The following is a 15,802-nucleotide window of genomic DNA, read 5'->3' on the forward strand; positions in this document are numbered from 1 at the left end:
GGATGCAATTCTTTCGCCGTTGTGGTAAATCCTCGTTAACCACTTTTCGAGGCACCCCATGAAAAACGCCGGCGAAAACCTGCCCCCCGCGCCGCCCTCGCGCGCCCTGTCCGCCGCCATCCGCGACGTGAAGAACGCGCTGGCCGACCGCGACGACGTGGTCGTCGACATGCGCGAGGCGCACCGCATGCGGCTCGACCTGCTGGCGGCGGAACTGGCGCCCGTCTTTGCCGAGGTGCCGGCAGAGATCGACAATTTCGATTTCGCCGTTTCCTCCGGCCTGCAGCCGCGCCTGTGGATAGACGCCGTGAGCCATGTCGCCATGGGCCGCGACCGGCGCACCTATCGTTTTCTCAAGGACACCCGCATCGGGCGCGTGGTGATGGCCGAATCCACCGACATGAAGCCGATCGTCGACCATGTCACGCGCTACGTGGCCGAGCGCGTGGTCGAGCACCAGCGGCTGATGGAGGGGCTCGGCGAGCCCGCAGTGGCCAGCGTCGCCCGCCCGGTGGTAGGCGAGGCCGAGCCGCCGCTCAGCGCGACCTCCCGGCGCAGGAAGGCATGGGGGGCCTTCTTCTCGGCGCTGGCGCTGGTGGCAGCCGGCGCCCTGGTCGGACTTGCGCTCTCCATCGTGCTTTTGTGGAACCGCCTGGCGGAGATGAACATCAGCTTTTGACCAGCGCCCCCGGCGCCGCCACCCGGAACTCCTGCGTTTCCAGGTCGACGGGCGGCATGGCGGGTCCGGTCAGCCCGCGCCGGGTGATGCGGATGCGCCAGCTTCCCTGTCCCTCGCCGACATCGATGAGATTGTATTGCGCCGCCGTGTGCCGCCCGCCCGGCGCCTGGCCGGCGGCAGCCACGCCCACCACCGGGACCTTGGTGCCCCGGCCGATCCAATAGAGCGTCGGCTCGTGCGAATGTCCGTGCAGCACCAGTTCGGCACCGTGGCGCCGCACGATCTTCTGGAAGCGGCCGATGCCGAAAAGCCGCTTGTGCTGGGCCACAGCGCCGCGCACCGGCGGATGGTGGATCATCACCACGCGCAGCAGCCCGTCGCGGCCCGTCGCTTCCAGCAGCCGGCCCAGCCTTTCCGCCTGCCCCGCCTCGAAGAAGCCGTTGGCCATGAAGGGGGCGGTGGCACGCGCGGTCGACACGCCGATCAGCGCCACCGGCCCGCGCACCCTCAGATATGGAAAGGAATGCCGGTCCACCGGTCCGTTGGCGCCGTCGCCAGTCATCCATGCCCCCCAGGACCGGCAAATCTTGTCGAAGGCGCCGGGAACATAGGCGTCGTGGTTGCCGGGCACCACCGAGACGTCGCGTGGCGCGCCCAGCGTCTCCAGCCACAGCCGCGCCATCTCGATTTCGCCGTCCAGCGCCAGGTTCACAAGGTCGCCGGTCACGGCGATATGGGCGGGCTCGCTTGCCCTCAGGTCCCCCACCAGCGTGTCGATCACGGCATCGTGCATGTGGCGGCGGCGGTTGCGCTGCCAGTTGACGTAGCCGACCACGCGCTTGGAGGCGAGATCGCGATAGGTTACATCGGGCAAGGGCCCAAGATGGACGTCGGACAGATGCGCAAGCCGGAACATTTAGTCTTATTACGTGACGGGCGCGCGCCTTTCCACTCATGGTTTCGCGAGCGATGAGCGCCGCCGATCCCGAACGGCCATTTCGCCAGACCGGCTGGCCCGGCCTGCGGGCGAGGCTGTTCCACACCTATTTCGTGCTGCGCAGGCCGATGACGCTCGGCGTGCGCGGGCTCGTCCACGACCGCGCCGCCAACTCGGTCTTCCTCATCCGCCACACCTATGTGCCGGGCTGGCAATTGCCGGGCGGCGGCGTCGAGACCGGCGAGACCATGGAGGAATCGCTCGCGCGCGAGATGGCCGAGGAAGGCAACATCGTGCTGACCGCGCCGCCCATGCTGCGCTCCATGCATTTCAACCGGATGGCCAGCCGACGCGATCATGTCGGCCTCTACCTGATCGAAGGCTTCCGCCAGACCGCGCCAAAGCTGGCGGACGGCGAGATCGCCGAGGCCGGCTTCTTTGCGCTCGACGCCCTGCCCGACGGCGTGACGCCGGCCACGCTCAGGCGCATCGCCGAAGTGTTCGGCGAGGCGCCGCCGTCACCCTACTGGTAGGCCTCACGCCGCCTTGCGGAAGCGGTCGCGGTCGTGCGCCGCGCCATAGTCGATTTCCGGCCCGAGCGGGACGATGCGGGTGGGGTTGATGGTGGGATGGCTGCGATAGTAGTGCTGCTTGATGTGGGACAGGTTCACCGTCTCCGCCACGCCTGGCACCTGATACAGATCGCGCAGGTAGTTCGACAGGTTTGGATAGTCGGCGATGCGGCGCAAATTGCACTTGAAGTGGCCGACATAGACCGGATCGAAGCGCACCAGCGTCGTGAACAGGCGCCAATCCGCCTCGGTGATGCGTTCGCCCGTCAGATAGCGCCGGCGCGACAGCCGCTCCTCCAACTGGTCGAGCGTCGAGAAAAGCTCGCCGAACGCCTCCTCATAGGCTTCCTGCGTGGTGGCGAAGCCGGCCCGGTAGACGCCGTTGTTGACCGCCGGATAGATCAGGTCGTTGAGCGCGTCGATCTCCGCGCGCAGCGCCTGCGGATAGAAGTCGAGGCTTGCATCCCCCCATGCGTCGAAGGCCGAGTTCAGCATGCGGATGATCTCGGATGATTCGTTGTTGACGATGGTCTGCCCCTGCTTGTCCCACAGCACCGGCACCGTCACCCGGCCGCTATAGGCAGGGTCGGCCCTGGTGTAGACCTGGTGCAGGAACTCGAACCCGTACAGCGTGTCGCCGGTGGCGCCGTCCTGCTTCTGGAACGTCCAGCCGTTCTCGCCCATGAACGGGTCAACGACCGAAACCGAGATGATGTCCTCCAGCTTCTTCAGCTTTCGGAAGATCAGCGTGCGGTGCGCCCAGGGGCATGCCAGCGATACGTAGAGGTGATAGCGCCCGGGCTCGGCCTTGAAGCCGCGCGTGCGCCCCTCGGCCGGCCTGCCGTCGGCCGTGACCTGGTCGCGCCATTGCGATTGCCCGCGCACGAAGCGTCCGCCGCTCTGCTTCGTATCGTACCAGCGATCCTGCCACTTGCCTTCGACCAACAGTCCCATTTCGCGCTCCTTTTCGTCTCCACCCATGTAGGCGCCCGTGAGGTCCGGGGAAACGGCAATGCGCTGAACAGAGCGTCAATTGGCCGGTCGCGGCAAAAGCCCCGTTGCCGGGCAAGGGATTTGATGCTAGCGGGGAGCCCATCATGCTGGACTCCATGGCCACCATCCGGTTCGACCGACGACGAAAGGACGCCCGCGCCTGATCAGGCGCCTGCTGGCGAACATTGCCGCTTGCGGCATCCTTTTTCTGCATACCGGATTGCAAAGACCATGAGCCTTGCCGACGTGACCTTTATGCCGGAAACCCCGGCGCACGATCCCGAAATCGAAGCCATCAACGAGGAAGCCTTCGGACCGGGCCGCTTCGCGCGTGCCGCCTACAAGATCCGCGAAGGCGGGCCGCACGAGCAGGCGCTGTCTTTCGTGGCCGTGGACGGCGACACCGTGATCGCCTCGGTGCGCATGACCCGCGTTACCGCCGGCGCAGGCCGCGCGCTGCTGCTCGGCCCGCTGGCCGTGCGGCCGGCCTACAAGAACCTCGGCATCGGCCGCAAGCTGGTGGCAATGGCCTTGAAGGCTGCCAGGGACGGCGGATGGCCGGCGGTGCTGCTGGTGGGCGACGCGCCCTATTACGGCCCGCTCGGCTTCGACAAGGTTCCATACGGCCAGCTTTCCATGCCCCGCCCGGTGGACTACAACCGGGTGCTGGCGCACGAGATCGTGCCCGGCGCGGTGGCCGCCCTGTCGGGCATGGTCGACCATGCCGATTGCGCCAATGCCGTGGAGCCCGCCTGAAAAAGGCCGCCGTTGCGCTTTGCCGCCGCGCCCCGTAAGAGCGGGCGCAGACGAGACACCTACCGTGGACAGAAAGGCCGGCCCATGAACCCCAGCAACCAGATCGCGATCGTGACAGGGGGCGGTTCCGGCCTCGGCGAGGCGACGGCGCGCGCGCTGCACGCCAAGGGCGCCAAGGTCGCCATCCTCGACATCGGCCTCGACCGCGCGGCCAAGGTCGCCACCGAGATCGGCGGCATTGCCGTGCAATGCGACGTCTCCAGCGCCGAAGCCGGCGAGGCGGCGGTGGCAGAGGTCGTGGACAAGCTCGGCGTGCCGCGCATCCTCGTCAACTGCGCCGGCATCGCCATCGGCGTAAAGACCGTCGGCAAGGACGGCCCGCATCCTCTCGACCAGTTCCGCCGGGTGATCGAGATCAACCTGATCGGCAGCTTCAACATGATCCGCCTGATGGCCGACCGCGCCGCGAAGCTCGACCCGCTGGAGGGCGGCGAGCGCGGCGTCATCGTCAACACCGCCTCCGTGGCCGCCTATGACGGCCAGATCGGCCAGGCCGCCTATTCCGCCTCCAAGGGCGGCGTGGTGGGCATGACGCTGCCTGTCGCGCGCGATCTCGCCCGCTCCGGCATCCGGGTGTGCACCATCGCGCCGGGCATCTTCAAGACGCCGATGATGGCCGGCATGCCGCAGGAAGTGCAGGATTCGCTCGGCGCTGCCGTTCCCTTCCCGCCCCGCCTGGGCGAGCCGTCCGAATATGGCGCGCTGGCCCTGCACATCGTGGAAAACCAGATGCTGAACGGCGAAACCATCCGCCTGGACGGCGCCATCCGCATGGCCCCGAAATAAGGGCTGGGATCAGGACAGGGCCGCCTGCGGCCTTGTCAAACCCCGCCTGTTCGGCCAATAAGTGGACAAGATAAATCAACTTATGGTGGGCAAGGTGGAACAGCCGAAGAAGGATGTCATCCGGCAGACCGATGCGGAGGCGATCCGCCTTGGCAAGACCTTGCTGCGGTCTGCCCGCTTCGGCGCGCTCGCCGTGCTGGACCCGGCCACCGGCGGCCCGCTGGCCAGCCGCGTGGGCGTCGCCACCGACATCGACGGCACGCCGCTGATCCTGGTCTCGGCGCTGTCGGCCCATACCGGCGCGATCGTTGCCGATCCGCGTTGTTCGCTGCTGCTGGGCGAGCCTGGCAAGGGAGATGCGCTCGCGCATGCGCGCATCACGCTGGTGTGCCGGGCAAGGCGGCTGGAACGCGGCACACCCGACCATGCCCGCGCCGAGCGGCGCTACCTCAATCGCAATCCCAAGGCGAAGCTCTATGCCGGGTTGGGCGACTTCGCGATCTTCCGCCTCGAACTGGAGCACGCCAGCCTGAACGGCGGCTTCGGCAAAGCCTATCTGCTCGACCGTCCCGATCTCCTGACCACCGGCGAGATCAACGATAGACTTGCCGCGGCCGAGCAGCCGGCGCTGGACCATATGAACGCCGAGCATCTCGACGCGGTCGCCGTCTATGCCCGTCACTACGCCAGGGCGCAGGGCGACGGCTGGGTCCTGACCGGCCTGGACGCCGACGGCATGGACCTTGCCGCCGGCGACGAAGTGCGGCGCGTCTTCTTCCCCGCACCGCTTGCCGCTGCCGACGAACTGCGGCGCATCCTCGTCCTCATGGCCAAGGACGGCCGCGCGGCACAAGGGCAACAGCCCTGAGGCTTTTGCAGCCCTCCGGCGGTTCCGGGACTTGCGATTTAGCCGGAATGTCCTAGTTTGATCTATACAGCCGGTGATTGCATCGGATCATTTTAAGATTGACGGACGTGCCGGTGCCATTGCCCCCATGGCGCCGCTCGGTGGGGAGCCCATGGGGCACAAATGATGTTACACAAGCGTATTGCCGATATCGAGGCAGCGGCGACATTCCTGACACTGATGGGCAACGAAAAGCGCCTCGCCATCATGGCCCATCTGATGGACACGGAACTGTCGGTCGGTGCCATTGCCGACAAGGTCGAACTCAGCCAGTCGGCGCTTTCGCAGCATCTGGCCAAGCTGCGGGCGGCGGGGCTGGTGCAGACGCGCCGCGACCGGCAGATGATCTACTATTCCTGCGACGCCGAGGCGGTGCGGCGCCTTTTGTCCATGCTCAGCGAGTTCTTCGGCACAAGCAGGCTGCATCAGGCGCAGATGGACGGCAAGCTCGACCGACGCAGCGGAGAGATGCTGGTTGGCGCGAAGGACTGAGCATCCCTGCGGGAGGCTCGCCTTTACTTCGAAAGAAGCATTAGGCTACTGAGCGCCTGATGGAACCCGTCCGCATCCACGACCCCGCAGACCCGCGCGTCGGCGCCTATCTCGACATTCGCGAGCGCGACCTGGTGGGCAGACAGGGCCGCTTTATCGCGGAAGGCAAGGTGGTGCTCGACGTCTTGCTGGGCAGCGGGCGTTTCGCGCCGGAATCCGTGCTGGTCTTGGAGAACAGGCTGGCCGGCCTTGACCACGTGCTGCGCAAGGTGCCGGCGCATGTGCCGGTCTATGCGGCAAACGGCGCGGTCATGGACCGCATCGCAGGCTTTCACATGCACCGCGGGGTGCTGGCGATCGGCCGCAGGGGCGATCCTTTGCCGGCGCAGGCTCTGCTTGCCGCCCTGCCGGCCCGGGCGCTCGTGCTGGTGCTCGTGGGCATCGCCAACCACGACAATATCGGCTCGATCTTCCGAAACGCCGCCGCTTTCGGCGCCGACGCCGTGTTCATCGATCAGACCTGTTGCGACCCGCTCTACCGCAAGGCCATCCGCGTGTCGGTGGGCGCGGCGCTGAAGGTCCCGTTCGCCACCTTCTCCGATACGCATGCCTTTGCCGAAACACTGGAAAGCCTGGGCTTCGCGCAATATGCGCTCTCGCCGCGTGGCCGCACCGACATCCGCCAGGCGCCGGGCGGCGCCCGGGCCGCGCTCTATCTCGGGACGGAGGGCGAAGGACTGCCCGAAAGCCTGCTGTCGCAGCTCCATGGATTGCGGATCGGCATGGCCGAGGGCTTCGACAGCCTGAACGTCGCCGCCGCTTCGGCCATCGCGCTGCATCATTTCCGCGCCGGCAGTCCCTGAAGCCGGCCCCCGCGCGGCTCAGCCGGGCGGCGCCGCCTTCTGCAGCGCCCGCACCCGATCCGCCAGGCTGCGCATGCGCCCGGCCTGCAGGCCGCCGTCCGGCTCGGGCGCCGCCAGCGCTTTCGCGATCGCCGAGTCCGGCCCCTCGAGCATGGCCGCCAGATGGACGACCTCGGCAGCGAGGTCGCTCATCTGCTCGCGCAATTCGCCGTCCCGCTGCTCAGCGCCCGACCGGCCGTTCGCCGGCCCTTCGATGGTCGCGAGATCGGTCTTGAGCTGCCTGTTCTCACGCGCAAGGGCGATGAGGCGCGCCTCCAGTTGCTCGCGATCGGCGTTCAGCCTGGCGACCGCCCTGTCGATCTCGCTGCCCTGGGTTCCCGCCGGCGCAGCAGCATCGCGGCTTTCCGGCCCGACAGCAGTGTCAGGCGAGGGTGCAGCTTGCTCCCGGCCTTCCAGCTTCTGGCGCAGCCTGGCCAACTCGCCTTCGCGGCGGTCGAGCTTGTCCTCGCGGTCTGCCAGCGTGGCCATGAGCTTCTCCAGCTTGCGGTCGAGGCCGGTGACCTTCTTTCTCTCGTTCTTGAGCGCTTCCACCACCGCCCTGCTCTCGGCGGCGAAGTCGCGTTGGCGCTTGTCGGCCTCCTTGCGCTGGGCACGCAGCACGGCGATGTCGTTCGACAGCTTTTCCAGCTCCGACTCCCGCGCGACCAGTTCGATCTGCCGGTTGCTGGAGGAAAAGCTGGCCTCCTCGTAGAGGTTCCCGAGCTTCTTCAGTTCCAGGGCCCGCTCTTCCAGCAGGCTTTCCGCCTCGGCAAGCTTTTCGGTAAGGGTCCGGACCTGCCCGCCGCGCTCCTCCAGCATCGCCTCCAGTTCGGCATCCCTGGCCTGCTCGGCGGCCAGGGCCTGCCCCTGCGAGTCGCGCTCAGCCGCCAGCGTCTTCAGCTCCTCGCCGGCACGGCCCAGCTCGACCATCTGCGCCGCCACACGGTCCTTCAGCGCCTTGATCTCCATTTCCAGCTTTCGCGCCGTCAACGCGAAGCCGGCGCGGATGCGGTCCTTGTCGGCCTGCATCTCGGCAAGCGTCAGCGGGGCCGCCGCGGCTATGCGCCGGCGCGTCAGCACCACCGCGCGCCGCCATACCGCCGGCCCCACCAGCACAACCAGGAAGGTGGCGGCGAGAAAGCCGAGAATGAAGAACAGGACCGACTGGACCAAGACGACCTACCCGTTCCGGATCATGACGACCGCCGCCAAGCTGCACCGTCTTCGCATGACGGAAAACCGGCCGCACGGCAAGAGCCTGCAAATGCGCAGGCGCCTGCTCAGAACGGATTCCAGGTCGGCTCCTGCGTCAGCTTGAGGTAGCCCAGATTGATCCCGAGCCGCGCGCCGACGCCGGTGCGGATCGGCACCAGCACCAGATTGCCGGCCTTGAGCACGTTGAAGCCGACGCCCGCCACCACATAGGCGGACCCGGCCACGCCTCCGAAACGGTTGTAGAGGCTGCTCACGTCGTCGAGATTGTAGACCAGCATCATGACCCGGGACCCCTCGCCGCCGAAATCCCAGCCCAGCGAAGGCCCCTGCCAGAACACCTTATGGTCGCCGGCATTCTTGGTGTAGAGCGTGCCCTCGCCATAGGTCAGGCCGCCGATCAGCGCGCCCGAGCCCTCCTCGCCCAGCAGATAGCCGTTGGGCAGGCCGTAGGACGCGAAGATCTTCTCCACCACCGTGGCCAACCCCCCGGAGGCGGAACCGAAGAAGCGGTGACCTGAATCGACGATCTCCTGTGCCGTGTATTCCTGCGCCCGCGAAGGCGAAGCGGAAAGAACGAGCGCGCCTGCGAGCGCCAACATCATGGCGATGGCGCTGAACAGGCCGCGCCGGTCGCAAAAACGGGATAGCATGCTTTTCAAATCTCCGTCAGGGAGCCCTTCGCCGGCGCCTCGGGACGCGGCTCTTGCCGGCCGCTTATATGACTTTCTTAACGCAAACTAAGCCGTAATTCTTTTTCAAGCATTAACTACCCTTCACATGAAGATGGCCGTTAGAAGGCTGCCGCCCGCGCACACGCGCGCGGTCGCCTTCCCGACAGGAGCGGACAATGCGTGCACCGGAATTCGCACCGTTTGTTGCCGTACCCGCACCGGCCGTATATCCAGAATCGAACGGGCAAGCATGATTCGCACCATCGGCCCGCCCCGTCCCGCCGGCCGATGGATGCAAGACTTTGAGAGGGGCCATGGCCGAGCTTTTCACCCTTTCCGCCACCGATCTCGCCGCCTTGCTGTGCAGCCGGGTCTGTCACGACATCATCTCGCCCGTCGGCGCGATCAACAACGGCCTCGAACTGCTCGATGAAGGGGGCGCCGACGAGGACGCCATGAACCTGATTCGCCAGAGCGCCCGCAACGCTTCGGCGCGGCTGCAGTTCGCCCGCATCGCCTTCGGCGCGGCGGGCTCGGCCGGCATGCTCATCGACACGGGCGACGCGGAAGCCGTGGCCGCCGCCTTCCTGAAGAACGAGAAGCCGGAATTGACCTGGACCGGCAACCGCGCGCTGCTTCCCAAGAACAAGGTCAAGCTGCTGCTCAACCTCGTGCTCGTCGCCAATGCCGCCATTCCGCGCGGCGGCAAGCTCGGCGTGGCATTGCAGGACGTGGAGACGGAGCCGCGCTTCACGCTCGCCGTGAGCGGCCCGATGCTGCGCGTGCCGCCGAAATTCCTGGAGCTTCATTCCGGCGCGGTGCCGGAAGAGCCGATCGACGCCCATGCGGTGCAGCCCTACTACACGCTGCTGCTGGCACGCGAGGCCGGCATGACGATCTCGATCCATGCCACCCCCGAGGAGATCACCCTTACCGCGGCATGAGGCGTCGACCAGGGTGCGCAGCGGCCTGAACGGAAAGCCCGGCGCCGGGACCGTTCTTTGCAAAAATTTTACCCAAAGCCTTTTCGGCTTCTTTACGGCCAGCCCCTAAGCTCCGCGTCAGATGTCCGGGGCTTCCGGCATGGGGGACGGTGAAGGGGACCGGGAAATGAAGCGCTGCATGTTCGTCGACGATTCGAGTGTCATCCGCAAGGTTGCGAAACGCATCCTGAACGGTCCCGACATGATCGTGACGGAGGCATCTTCCGGGCAGGAAGCGCTTGACATGTGCGCCTTCGAGATGCCTGACGTGATCGTTGTCGACGGCAATCTGGAGGACATGCCGGCGACGGAGCTGATCCGCAGGATTCGCGCCGCCGCCGGGCAGTTCCCGCCGCAGATCCTGGTCTCGCTGGTGGAAGTGGAGGTCGCTGCCATCATGCGCGCCAAACGCGCCGGCGCGCATGGCTATTTGCTCAAGCCGTTCAACCGTCCGCAGCTTCTTGAGCGCTTCCGCACGCTGCAAGCCGCAGCCTGACCAGAGCATCGAACCGAAAATCGGAAGCCGGCTTCAGAAAATCCTATGCGCCGGCTAAGGAAAAAGCCGCAGCAAGCGTCCGCCAGGACGCATGGTGATCCGCCATCGCGGTTGTAGCGCGCAAAAGCAAAAGCCCGGCCTTGCGCCGGGCTTTTTGTCAGGCCGCCGATCGGAAAGCACGCAGCGGCTCCGAAAAAGCCTTTCCGATCCGATAGTTATATCAGGTGGCCATCTCTGGAAAGGACGCCCGATGCGCCACGGCGACGGGTAGTTACGCGCTTTCGCGGATATCCTCGGGCTCGCGCAGCACATAGCCGCGTCCCCAGACCGTCTCGATATAGTTCTGCCCGCCGGACGCCGCGTCGAGCTTCTTGCGCAACTTGCAGATGAAGACGTCGATGATCTTCAACTCCGGCTCGTCCATGCCGCCATAGAGGTGGTTCAGGAACATCTCCTTCGTTAGCGTGGTGCCCTTGCGCAGCGAAAGCAGCTCCAGCATCTGGTATTCCTTGCCGGTCAGGTGCACGCGCTGGCCGCCGACCTCGACAGTCTTGGCATCGAGATTGACGATGAGATCGCCCGTGGTGATGACCGACTGGGCATGGCCCTTGGAGCGACGCACGATGGCATGGATTCGCGCGACCAGTTCGTCCTTGTGAAACGGCTTGGTCATATAGTCGTCGGCGCCGAAGCCGAGCCCGCGCACCTTGTCCTCGATGCCGGCCATGCCGGACAGGATCAGGATCGGTGTCTTTACCTTGGACAGGCGAAGCGTCCGCAGCACCTCGTAGCCCGACATGTCGGGCAGGTTGAGGTCGAGCAGGATGATGTCGTAGTCGTAGAGCTTGCCCAGGTCGACGCCCTCCTCGCCGAGGTCCGTCGTGTAGACGTTGAAGCTCTCCGATTTCAGCATCAGTTCGATGCTCTGTGCGGTTGCACTGTCGTCTTCTATCAGCAGAACACGCATTTTAATCCCCTTTTCTGCTGCCGGACCATCTCGCGACCCGTCCGGAACCGGAGCAGTGATTGCCTGACCGAAGCTGCCACTGATTGGTTAACAAAACCTGATTCCCCACTCCGGTCGATAGCAGGTTTTTTAACCGTTTTCCACACACACTTGAATCCTTTGGCGAATCTGCCGACCCGTCACCTCATGTGACGCATTAAGAAATTGCGTTAAGCGACTCAACCGACTCTTCGCTTGCCGTGCCGACCGGGTCTGGAATTTTTACCCCGCCTTAAGCCCTGCCGCCTATGATTAACAATGCCCGTAAACGAAAGGTTACCGGCGCAAAAAACTTTAGGAGTTTGTTTCCCATTGCCAGCCGCGCTGCGCAGGACGCGGAACGGCCAGGCCGGGCAAAGCCGATGGGACGATCAAGTGCAAATATGCGCTAGCGGGAGTGCCGAGTTATGAAGTCACGTCAAAACCTCGTTCGTCTGAAGCAGTTTCAGGTGAATGAGAAGCGGCGGCAGTTGCTGCAGCTCGACATGATGATTGCCGAATTCGAGCGCATGGCCGGCGAACTGGAGCTTCAGATCACCGCCGAGGAAAAGAAGGCCGGCATTACCGACGTCAATCATTTCGCCTATCCGACCTTCGCCAAGGCCGCGCGTCTGCGTTGCGACAACCTCAGGGATTCTCTGGCCGACCTCGCGCAGCAGCGGCAAGCAGCCGAATCATTACTTGCCGAGGCTGAAGCGGAGCTTGCGAAGGCCGAGATGCTGGAATCACGCGACGGCCGGGCGCGCGAGGTGGAGACCGGCGGCCGCAGCGCCATGATCGGCTAGCTCGGCCACGCCGGCGGGCGCAAGCAAGCCGGCAACTGCCTCGAAGACGGGAAAGGGCCAGGGCGAGGCCGGAAAGGCGGAGAAATCCTACCGCCTGAAAGTCAGCGCGAAGACGCGCGGCGGGCAACAGCCTGAACGCCAGCCTCGAAAACGCGTACCAGCCGAACCACACCAGTCCGACAGGCGAAGCGGCGTCGCCATCGGGACCCGCCTCGTGAAAAGAGCGCGGAAACCCCGCGCCCTCATCGATTCAGCAAAACGCCTTGCGCGTTTCAGTGCCGGTATTGCTGGATGCGCGTGGTGCGCAGCCCGGCAAGGCCATATTCGTCGATGGATGCCTGCCAGGACAGGAATTCCTCCGTGGTCAGCTTGTAGCGCTGGCAGGCTTCGTCCAGGCTCAGCAACCCTCCCCTCACGGCCGCCACCACTTCCGCCTTGCGCCGGATAACCCAGCGGCGCGTATTGGACGGCGGCAGATCGGCAATTGTAAGCGGGCTGCCGTCGGGCCCGATAACGTATTTGACTCGCGGTCTAACCAGATCGGTCATCATACTCTCTACTAAAAACGCACAGACCCAATCCCCGCCACACTACCGCCACAGCTTTAAAAATTGCCTAAGCGGTCTCTAAGAGATAGGTAAGCTTTGTGAACGTCACGTTAGGTTTTCGCCAAGCATTTGAGCCAATTGCCGAACATCTCCCTCCAGGGCCGGCAGGCAGGGACCGCGGACCGACACGGCTGGCGCGCATAGGGAGCCTGCCCTATATTTGACCTGCCGCGACAAGCGGCGGCATTTCGGAACGGACAAAATGAACAGCCTCGACCTTCCCGGACGCCCGCAGGATACGCGTGTCGTCGTCGCCATGTCGGGCGGCGTCGATTCATCCGTCGTGGCCGGACTGCTCAAACGCGAGGGCTATGACGTCGTCGGCGTCACGCTGCAACTCTACGACCATGGCGCGGCCACCCACCGCGCCGGCTCCTGCTGCGCCGGACAGGACATCGACGACGCCCGCCGCGTTTCCGAAACGCTGGGCATTCCGCATTACGTGCTCGACTACGAGGAACGTTTCCGCAAGGCCGTCATCGACCCGTTCGCCGAGAGCTACATGCATGGCGAGACGCCCATTCCGTGCGTGGCCTGCAACCAGACGGTGAAATTCGCCGACCTTCTGGCGACCGCGCAGGAACTGGGCGCGGATGCGCTGGCCACCGGCCACTATATTCGCAGCCGCGCCAACGGCGCACCCAACGGTGGCGGACATAGGGCCCTCTACCGCCCGGTCGACGCCGACCGCGACCAGAGCTATTTCCTCTTCGCCACCACCCAGGCGCAGATCGATTATCTGCGTTTTCCCCTGGGCGGCCTGCCGAAATCCGAAGTGCGCGCCATTGCCGAGGAAATGGGGCTTGTGGTCGCCGCCAAGCACGACAGCCAGGACATTTGCTTCGTGCCGCAAGGCAAATATTCCGACATCATCGCCAAGCTGCGACCTTCTGCGGCAACGCCCGGTGAGATCGTCCATATTGACGGGCGGGTGCTCGGCCGCCACGAGGGCATATTACGCTATACGATCGGCCAGCGCCGCGGCATCGGCGTCGCGTCCGGCGACCCGCTCTACGTGGTGCATCTCGACGCCGACCATGCGCGCGTGGTCGTCGGCCCGCGCGAGGCGCTGGAAACACACAAGATCTACCTGCGCGATATGAACTGGCTGGGGGACGGCCCCCTGTCGGACGTTCCGGCCGCGGGCATGGAACTGTTCGCCAAGGTGCGCTCCACGCGGCCGCCCCGCCCCGCCGTGCTGCACCACGAGGCGGGCGCGACCTGGGTGGAGCTGGCACAGGGAGAGTCCGGCGTGGCGCCCGGCCAGGCCTGCGTGCTCTATTCCGACGACGGCAACGACGCACGCGTCTTCGGCGGCGGCTTCATCGAGCGCTCGGAGCGCGGGGCCGAGGCCGAGGCCATGCTGTCGCGGCTTGCCGCGCGCCCCGCCCCCATGCCCGCCGAATAGGCCGGCCCTACTTTCTGAAGCCGTCGTGGGTGACGGTGCCGGCGGTGAGGATGCGCAGTACCCGCACCGCCTCCTCGCCATCGGTGCGCGGGGTCTGCCGCGTTTCGACGCAGTGGATGAAATGTTCCAGCTCGCGCGTCAGCGGCATGCCGTGCTCCACCGGCACATAGGCGGGCTCGTTGGCGGTGAAGGCCCAATGGCCGCTGTCCTGCCACACCGCATGGCGGTAGACGGCGAGCTTGCGCTCCCACGGCTCGACGTCGTCGAACACCGCCATCGCCTTGGCGCCCACCACCGTCAGCCGCCGCTCGCGATAGGGGTTGAGCCGCGAGGCGAAGAGATGGCCGCTCACGCCGTTGGGAAAGCGCATGTGCAGATGCGCGAAATCGCTGAGATGGTCGAGCAGCGCCGCCCCCTCGCCGCGCACCTCCGTCGGCTCGGCGCCGGTGATGGCCAGGATCATGGACAGGTCATGCGGCGCGAGGTCCCACAGCGCGTCGTTTTCGGTGTGGAACTTGCCGAGGCCGAGCCGGTGCGAGTGGATGTAGCGGACCTCGCCAAGCTCGCCCTCGTCGACCAGCGCCTTGAGTTTCTCGAAGGCGGGATGGAAGCGCAGCACGTGGCCGACCATGAAGACGCGGCCGTTGTCCTGCGCGGCCTGCACGGCGCGCTCGGCATCCGCCACGGTGAGCGCGATCGGCTTCTCAACCAGCACGTCCTTGCCGGCTTCGACCGCGCGCACCGCCGTTTCGGCATGGAATTGCGGCGGCAGGGCCATGACGACGGCGTCGACGTCATCGCGCGCGAACAGTTCGTCGGGATCGACGGCCAGACAGTCCTGCTCGCTGGCGAAGCCCTCGGCGCGGGCGCGGTTGGCGTCGGAGACCGCGTGCAGCGCACCGAGCCCTTTCAGCGTGCGGATGTGGTTTGCGCCCCAATAGCCGCACCCAAGGACTGCAATTCGCGGTTTCATCGGTTTTCGAACTCGAGATGTCTGGGGCGAGACATAGCGGCGCGCCGGCCCGAACTCAACCCCGCCAGCGTGCCGCAGCGGGTCCGGCATGAACCGCCCGCACTTCAGGCAGATCAACCGATCGGGACCCTGGCGTCCGACCCGGCGCATTCGGTATCGCGGCCCGCCATGACCGCCCGCGCCCGGGTTCGCCCGGAAACGCCCGAACGGCTCAATTTTTTTGGCCGGCTTGCGCGCTTGACAGGATCGCCGCCTCCACCTTATATCCGCGCGACCTTGGCGAGAGCCGCGGGACCGCAGCGCGGCGCGCAGCGGTTTCGTTCTCCCGGCGCCGTGGCGGAGTAGCTCAGTTGGTTAGAGCAGAGGAATCATAATCCTTGTGTCGGCGGTTCAAATCCGTCCTCCGCTACCACTTTAAAATCAAGCACTTAGCAGCAAATCACCCTTTCAAAATCGCCGATTTTCATGTGACAAACGGCGGAACGTGTGACAAGCAAATTCAATGGGTTACAAACCATTGAATTGAGTAGACGTCACATGGCTGGCACATGAAACGCAACATGGATTGACGGC

Annotated in this window: 18 protein-coding genes and 1 tRNA gene; 12 read left to right on the plus strand and 7 right to left on the minus strand. The window is 65.5% G+C overall.

Annotated features, from left to right (window positions below; genetic code table 11):
* The first annotated feature begins 58 nt into the window (after positions 1 to 58).
* Positions 59 to 679: a hypothetical protein gene (locus ACTDI4_RS17870; protein WP_442842432.1), complete on the plus strand. Its 621-nt coding sequence runs from the start codon at positions 59 to 61 to the stop codon at positions 677 to 679.
* On the opposite strand, the gene ACTDI4_RS17875 is transcribed toward ACTDI4_RS17870, so the two are convergent.
* Positions 669 to 1,595, minus strand: a complete 927-nt coding sequence (locus ACTDI4_RS17875) for a metallophosphoesterase family protein (RefSeq protein WP_442842433.1) — start codon at positions 1,593 to 1,595, stop codon at positions 669 to 671. The genes ACTDI4_RS17870 and ACTDI4_RS17875 overlap by 11 nt on opposite strands.
* Positions 1,596 to 1,648: 53 nt before the next feature.
* Between ACTDI4_RS17875 and ACTDI4_RS17880 the strand changes: the two genes are divergently transcribed.
* Positions 1,649 to 2,149, plus strand: a complete 501-nt coding sequence (locus ACTDI4_RS17880) for an NUDIX domain-containing protein (protein ID WP_442842434.1) — start codon at positions 1,649 to 1,651, stop codon at positions 2,147 to 2,149.
* Between the two features lie 3 nt (positions 2,150 to 2,152).
* On the opposite strand, the gene ACTDI4_RS17885 is transcribed toward ACTDI4_RS17880, so the two are convergent.
* Positions 2,153 to 3,142, minus strand: a complete 990-nt coding sequence (locus ACTDI4_RS17885) for a glutathione S-transferase family protein (protein WP_442842435.1) — start codon at positions 3,140 to 3,142, stop codon at positions 2,153 to 2,155.
* A 270-nt stretch (positions 3,143 to 3,412) separates the two neighbouring features.
* Here ACTDI4_RS17885 and ACTDI4_RS17890 point away from each other — a divergent pair, with 270 nt between their 5' ends.
* The 5 genes from ACTDI4_RS17890 (at position 3,413) to ACTDI4_RS17910 (ending at position 7,045) form a co-directional block, all read left to right on the plus strand.
* The gene (locus ACTDI4_RS17890) at positions 3,413 to 3,937 is read left to right on the plus strand and encodes a GNAT family N-acetyltransferase (protein WP_442842436.1); all 525 of its coding nucleotides are present in this window, start codon (positions 3,413 to 3,415) and stop codon (positions 3,935 to 3,937) included.
* Positions 3,938 to 4,021: 84 nt separating this feature from the next.
* Positions 4,022 to 4,783, plus strand: a complete 762-nt coding sequence (locus ACTDI4_RS17895) for a 3-hydroxyacyl-CoA dehydrogenase (RefSeq protein WP_442842437.1) — start codon at positions 4,022 to 4,024, stop codon at positions 4,781 to 4,783.
* A gap of 82 nt (positions 4,784 to 4,865) precedes the next feature.
* On the plus strand, positions 4,866 to 5,651 hold the full coding sequence (locus ACTDI4_RS17900; protein ID WP_442843390.1) for a HugZ family pyridoxamine 5'-phosphate oxidase: 786 nt from the start codon (positions 4,866 to 4,868) through the stop codon (positions 5,649 to 5,651).
* A gap of 162 nt (positions 5,652 to 5,813) precedes the next feature.
* Complete coding sequence (locus tag ACTDI4_RS17905; RefSeq protein ID WP_442842438.1) at positions 5,814 to 6,182, plus strand: ArsR/SmtB family transcription factor; 369 nt, start codon at positions 5,814 to 5,816, stop codon at positions 6,180 to 6,182.
* A 59-nt stretch (positions 6,183 to 6,241) separates the two neighbouring features.
* Positions 6,242 to 7,045 carry a TrmH family RNA methyltransferase gene (locus ACTDI4_RS17910; protein WP_442842439.1) on the plus strand — a complete coding sequence of 268 codons (804 nt, stop codon included), beginning with the start codon at positions 6,242 to 6,244 and terminating at the stop codon, positions 7,043 to 7,045.
* A gap of 18 nt (positions 7,046 to 7,063) precedes the next feature.
* Here ACTDI4_RS17910 and ACTDI4_RS17915 read toward each other — a convergent pair whose 3' ends face one another.
* Positions 7,064 to 8,257, minus strand: coding sequence for a hypothetical protein (locus ACTDI4_RS17915; RefSeq protein WP_442842440.1), 1,194 nt, complete (start codon positions 8,255 to 8,257; stop codon positions 7,064 to 7,066).
* A 107-nt stretch (positions 8,258 to 8,364) separates the two neighbouring features.
* Complete coding sequence (locus ACTDI4_RS17920) at positions 8,365 to 8,901, minus strand: DUF1134 domain-containing protein (RefSeq protein WP_442843391.1); 537 nt, start codon at positions 8,899 to 8,901, stop codon at positions 8,365 to 8,367.
* A 383-nt stretch (positions 8,902 to 9,284) separates the two neighbouring features.
* On the opposite strand from ACTDI4_RS17920, the gene chpT reads away from it, so the two are divergent.
* Positions 9,285 to 9,914, plus strand: a complete 630-nt coding sequence (gene chpT, locus ACTDI4_RS17925; RefSeq protein ID WP_442842441.1) for a histidine phosphotransferase ChpT — start codon at positions 9,285 to 9,287, stop codon at positions 9,912 to 9,914.
* Between the two features lie 166 nt (positions 9,915 to 10,080).
* Complete coding sequence (locus tag ACTDI4_RS17930) at positions 10,081 to 10,449, plus strand: response regulator (protein WP_442842442.1); 369 nt, start codon at positions 10,081 to 10,083, stop codon at positions 10,447 to 10,449.
* 271 nt (positions 10,450 to 10,720) lie between these two features.
* Here ACTDI4_RS17930 and ctrA read toward each other — a convergent pair whose 3' ends face one another.
* Positions 10,721 to 11,416 (minus strand): response regulator transcription factor CtrA, encoded by a 696-nt coding sequence (ctrA, locus tag ACTDI4_RS17935; protein ID WP_442842443.1) that lies wholly within the window; start codon positions 11,414 to 11,416, stop codon positions 10,721 to 10,723.
* Between the two features lie 446 nt (positions 11,417 to 11,862).
* Here ctrA and ACTDI4_RS17940 point away from each other — a divergent pair, with 446 nt between their 5' ends.
* Positions 11,863 to 12,240 carry a flagellar export protein FliJ gene (locus ACTDI4_RS17940; protein ID WP_442842444.1) on the plus strand — a complete coding sequence of 126 codons (378 nt, stop codon included), beginning with the start codon at positions 11,863 to 11,865 and terminating at the stop codon, positions 12,238 to 12,240.
* A gap of 272 nt (positions 12,241 to 12,512) precedes the next feature.
* On the opposite strand, the gene sciP is transcribed toward ACTDI4_RS17940, so the two are convergent.
* Positions 12,513 to 12,788, minus strand: coding sequence for a CtrA inhibitor SciP (gene sciP, locus ACTDI4_RS17945; RefSeq protein WP_019173843.1), 276 nt, complete (start codon positions 12,786 to 12,788; stop codon positions 12,513 to 12,515).
* A 262-nt stretch (positions 12,789 to 13,050) separates the two neighbouring features.
* On the opposite strand from sciP, the gene mnmA reads away from it, so the two are divergent.
* On the plus strand, positions 13,051 to 14,256 hold the full coding sequence (gene mnmA / locus ACTDI4_RS17950) for a tRNA 2-thiouridine(34) synthase MnmA (protein WP_442842445.1): 1,206 nt from the start codon (positions 13,051 to 13,053) through the stop codon (positions 14,254 to 14,256).
* A 7-nt stretch (positions 14,257 to 14,263) separates the two neighbouring features.
* On the opposite strand, the gene ACTDI4_RS17955 is transcribed toward mnmA, so the two are convergent.
* Positions 14,264 to 15,229 carry a Gfo/Idh/MocA family protein gene (locus ACTDI4_RS17955; protein ID WP_442842446.1) on the minus strand — a complete coding sequence of 322 codons (966 nt, stop codon included), beginning with the start codon at positions 15,227 to 15,229 and terminating at the stop codon, positions 14,264 to 14,266.
* Positions 15,230 to 15,564: 335 nt separating this feature from the next.
* Here ACTDI4_RS17955 and ACTDI4_RS17960 point away from each other — a divergent pair.
* Positions 15,565 to 15,641: transfer RNA gene (locus ACTDI4_RS17960), tRNA-Met, on the plus strand.
* The last annotated feature ends 161 nt before the right edge of the window (positions 15,642 to 15,802 follow it).

The sequence above is a fragment of the Mesorhizobium sp. PUT5 genome, assembly GCF_052216645.1.
GTDB lineage: Bacteria > Pseudomonadota > Alphaproteobacteria > Rhizobiales > Rhizobiaceae > Mesorhizobium.

Excerpts from the sequence above, each read along its gene's own strand:
- mnmA (WP_442842445.1), top strand. The coding sequence starts at position 13,051 with ATGAACAGCCTCGACCTTCCCGGACGCCCGCAGGATACGCGTGTCGTC.
- ACTDI4_RS17870 (WP_442842432.1), top strand. The coding sequence starts at position 59 with ATGAAAAACGCCGGCGAAAACCTGCCCCCCGCGCCGCCCTCGCGCGCC.
- ACTDI4_RS17880 (WP_442842434.1), top strand. The coding sequence starts at position 1,649 with ATGAGCGCCGCCGATCCCGAACGGCCATTTCGCCAGACCGGCTGGCCC.
- ACTDI4_RS17885 (WP_442842435.1), bottom strand. The coding sequence starts at position 3,142 with ATGGGACTGTTGGTCGAAGGCAAGTGGCAGGATCGCTGGTACGATACG.
- ACTDI4_RS17930 (WP_442842442.1), top strand. The coding sequence starts at position 10,081 with ATGAAGCGCTGCATGTTCGTCGACGATTCGAGTGTCATCCGCAAGGTT.
- ACTDI4_RS17940 (WP_442842444.1), top strand. The coding sequence starts at position 11,863 with ATGAAGTCACGTCAAAACCTCGTTCGTCTGAAGCAGTTTCAGGTGAAT.
- ACTDI4_RS17920 (WP_442843391.1), bottom strand. The coding sequence starts at position 8,901 with ATGATGTTGGCGCTCGCAGGCGCGCTCGTTCTTTCCGCTTCGCCTTCG.
- ACTDI4_RS17905 (WP_442842438.1), top strand. The coding sequence starts at position 5,814 with ATGATGTTACACAAGCGTATTGCCGATATCGAGGCAGCGGCGACATTC.
- ACTDI4_RS17955 (WP_442842446.1), bottom strand. The coding sequence starts at position 15,229 with ATGAAACCGCGAATTGCAGTCCTTGGGTGCGGCTATTGGGGCGCAAAC.
- ACTDI4_RS17900 (WP_442843390.1), top strand. The coding sequence starts at position 4,866 with ATGGTGGGCAAGGTGGAACAGCCGAAGAAGGATGTCATCCGGCAGACC.
- chpT (WP_442842441.1), top strand. The coding sequence starts at position 9,285 with ATGGCCGAGCTTTTCACCCTTTCCGCCACCGATCTCGCCGCCTTGCTG.
- sciP (WP_019173843.1), bottom strand. The coding sequence starts at position 12,788 with ATGACCGATCTGGTTAGACCGCGAGTCAAATACGTTATCGGGCCCGAC.
- ACTDI4_RS17910 (WP_442842439.1), top strand. The coding sequence starts at position 6,242 with ATGGAACCCGTCCGCATCCACGACCCCGCAGACCCGCGCGTCGGCGCC.
- ACTDI4_RS17890 (WP_442842436.1), top strand. The coding sequence starts at position 3,413 with ATGAGCCTTGCCGACGTGACCTTTATGCCGGAAACCCCGGCGCACGAT.
- ACTDI4_RS17875 (WP_442842433.1), bottom strand. The coding sequence starts at position 1,595 with ATGTTCCGGCTTGCGCATCTGTCCGACGTCCATCTTGGGCCCTTGCCC.
- ctrA (WP_442842443.1), bottom strand. The coding sequence starts at position 11,416 with ATGCGTGTTCTGCTGATAGAAGACGACAGTGCAACCGCACAGAGCATC.
- ACTDI4_RS17895 (WP_442842437.1), top strand. The coding sequence starts at position 4,022 with ATGAACCCCAGCAACCAGATCGCGATCGTGACAGGGGGCGGTTCCGGC.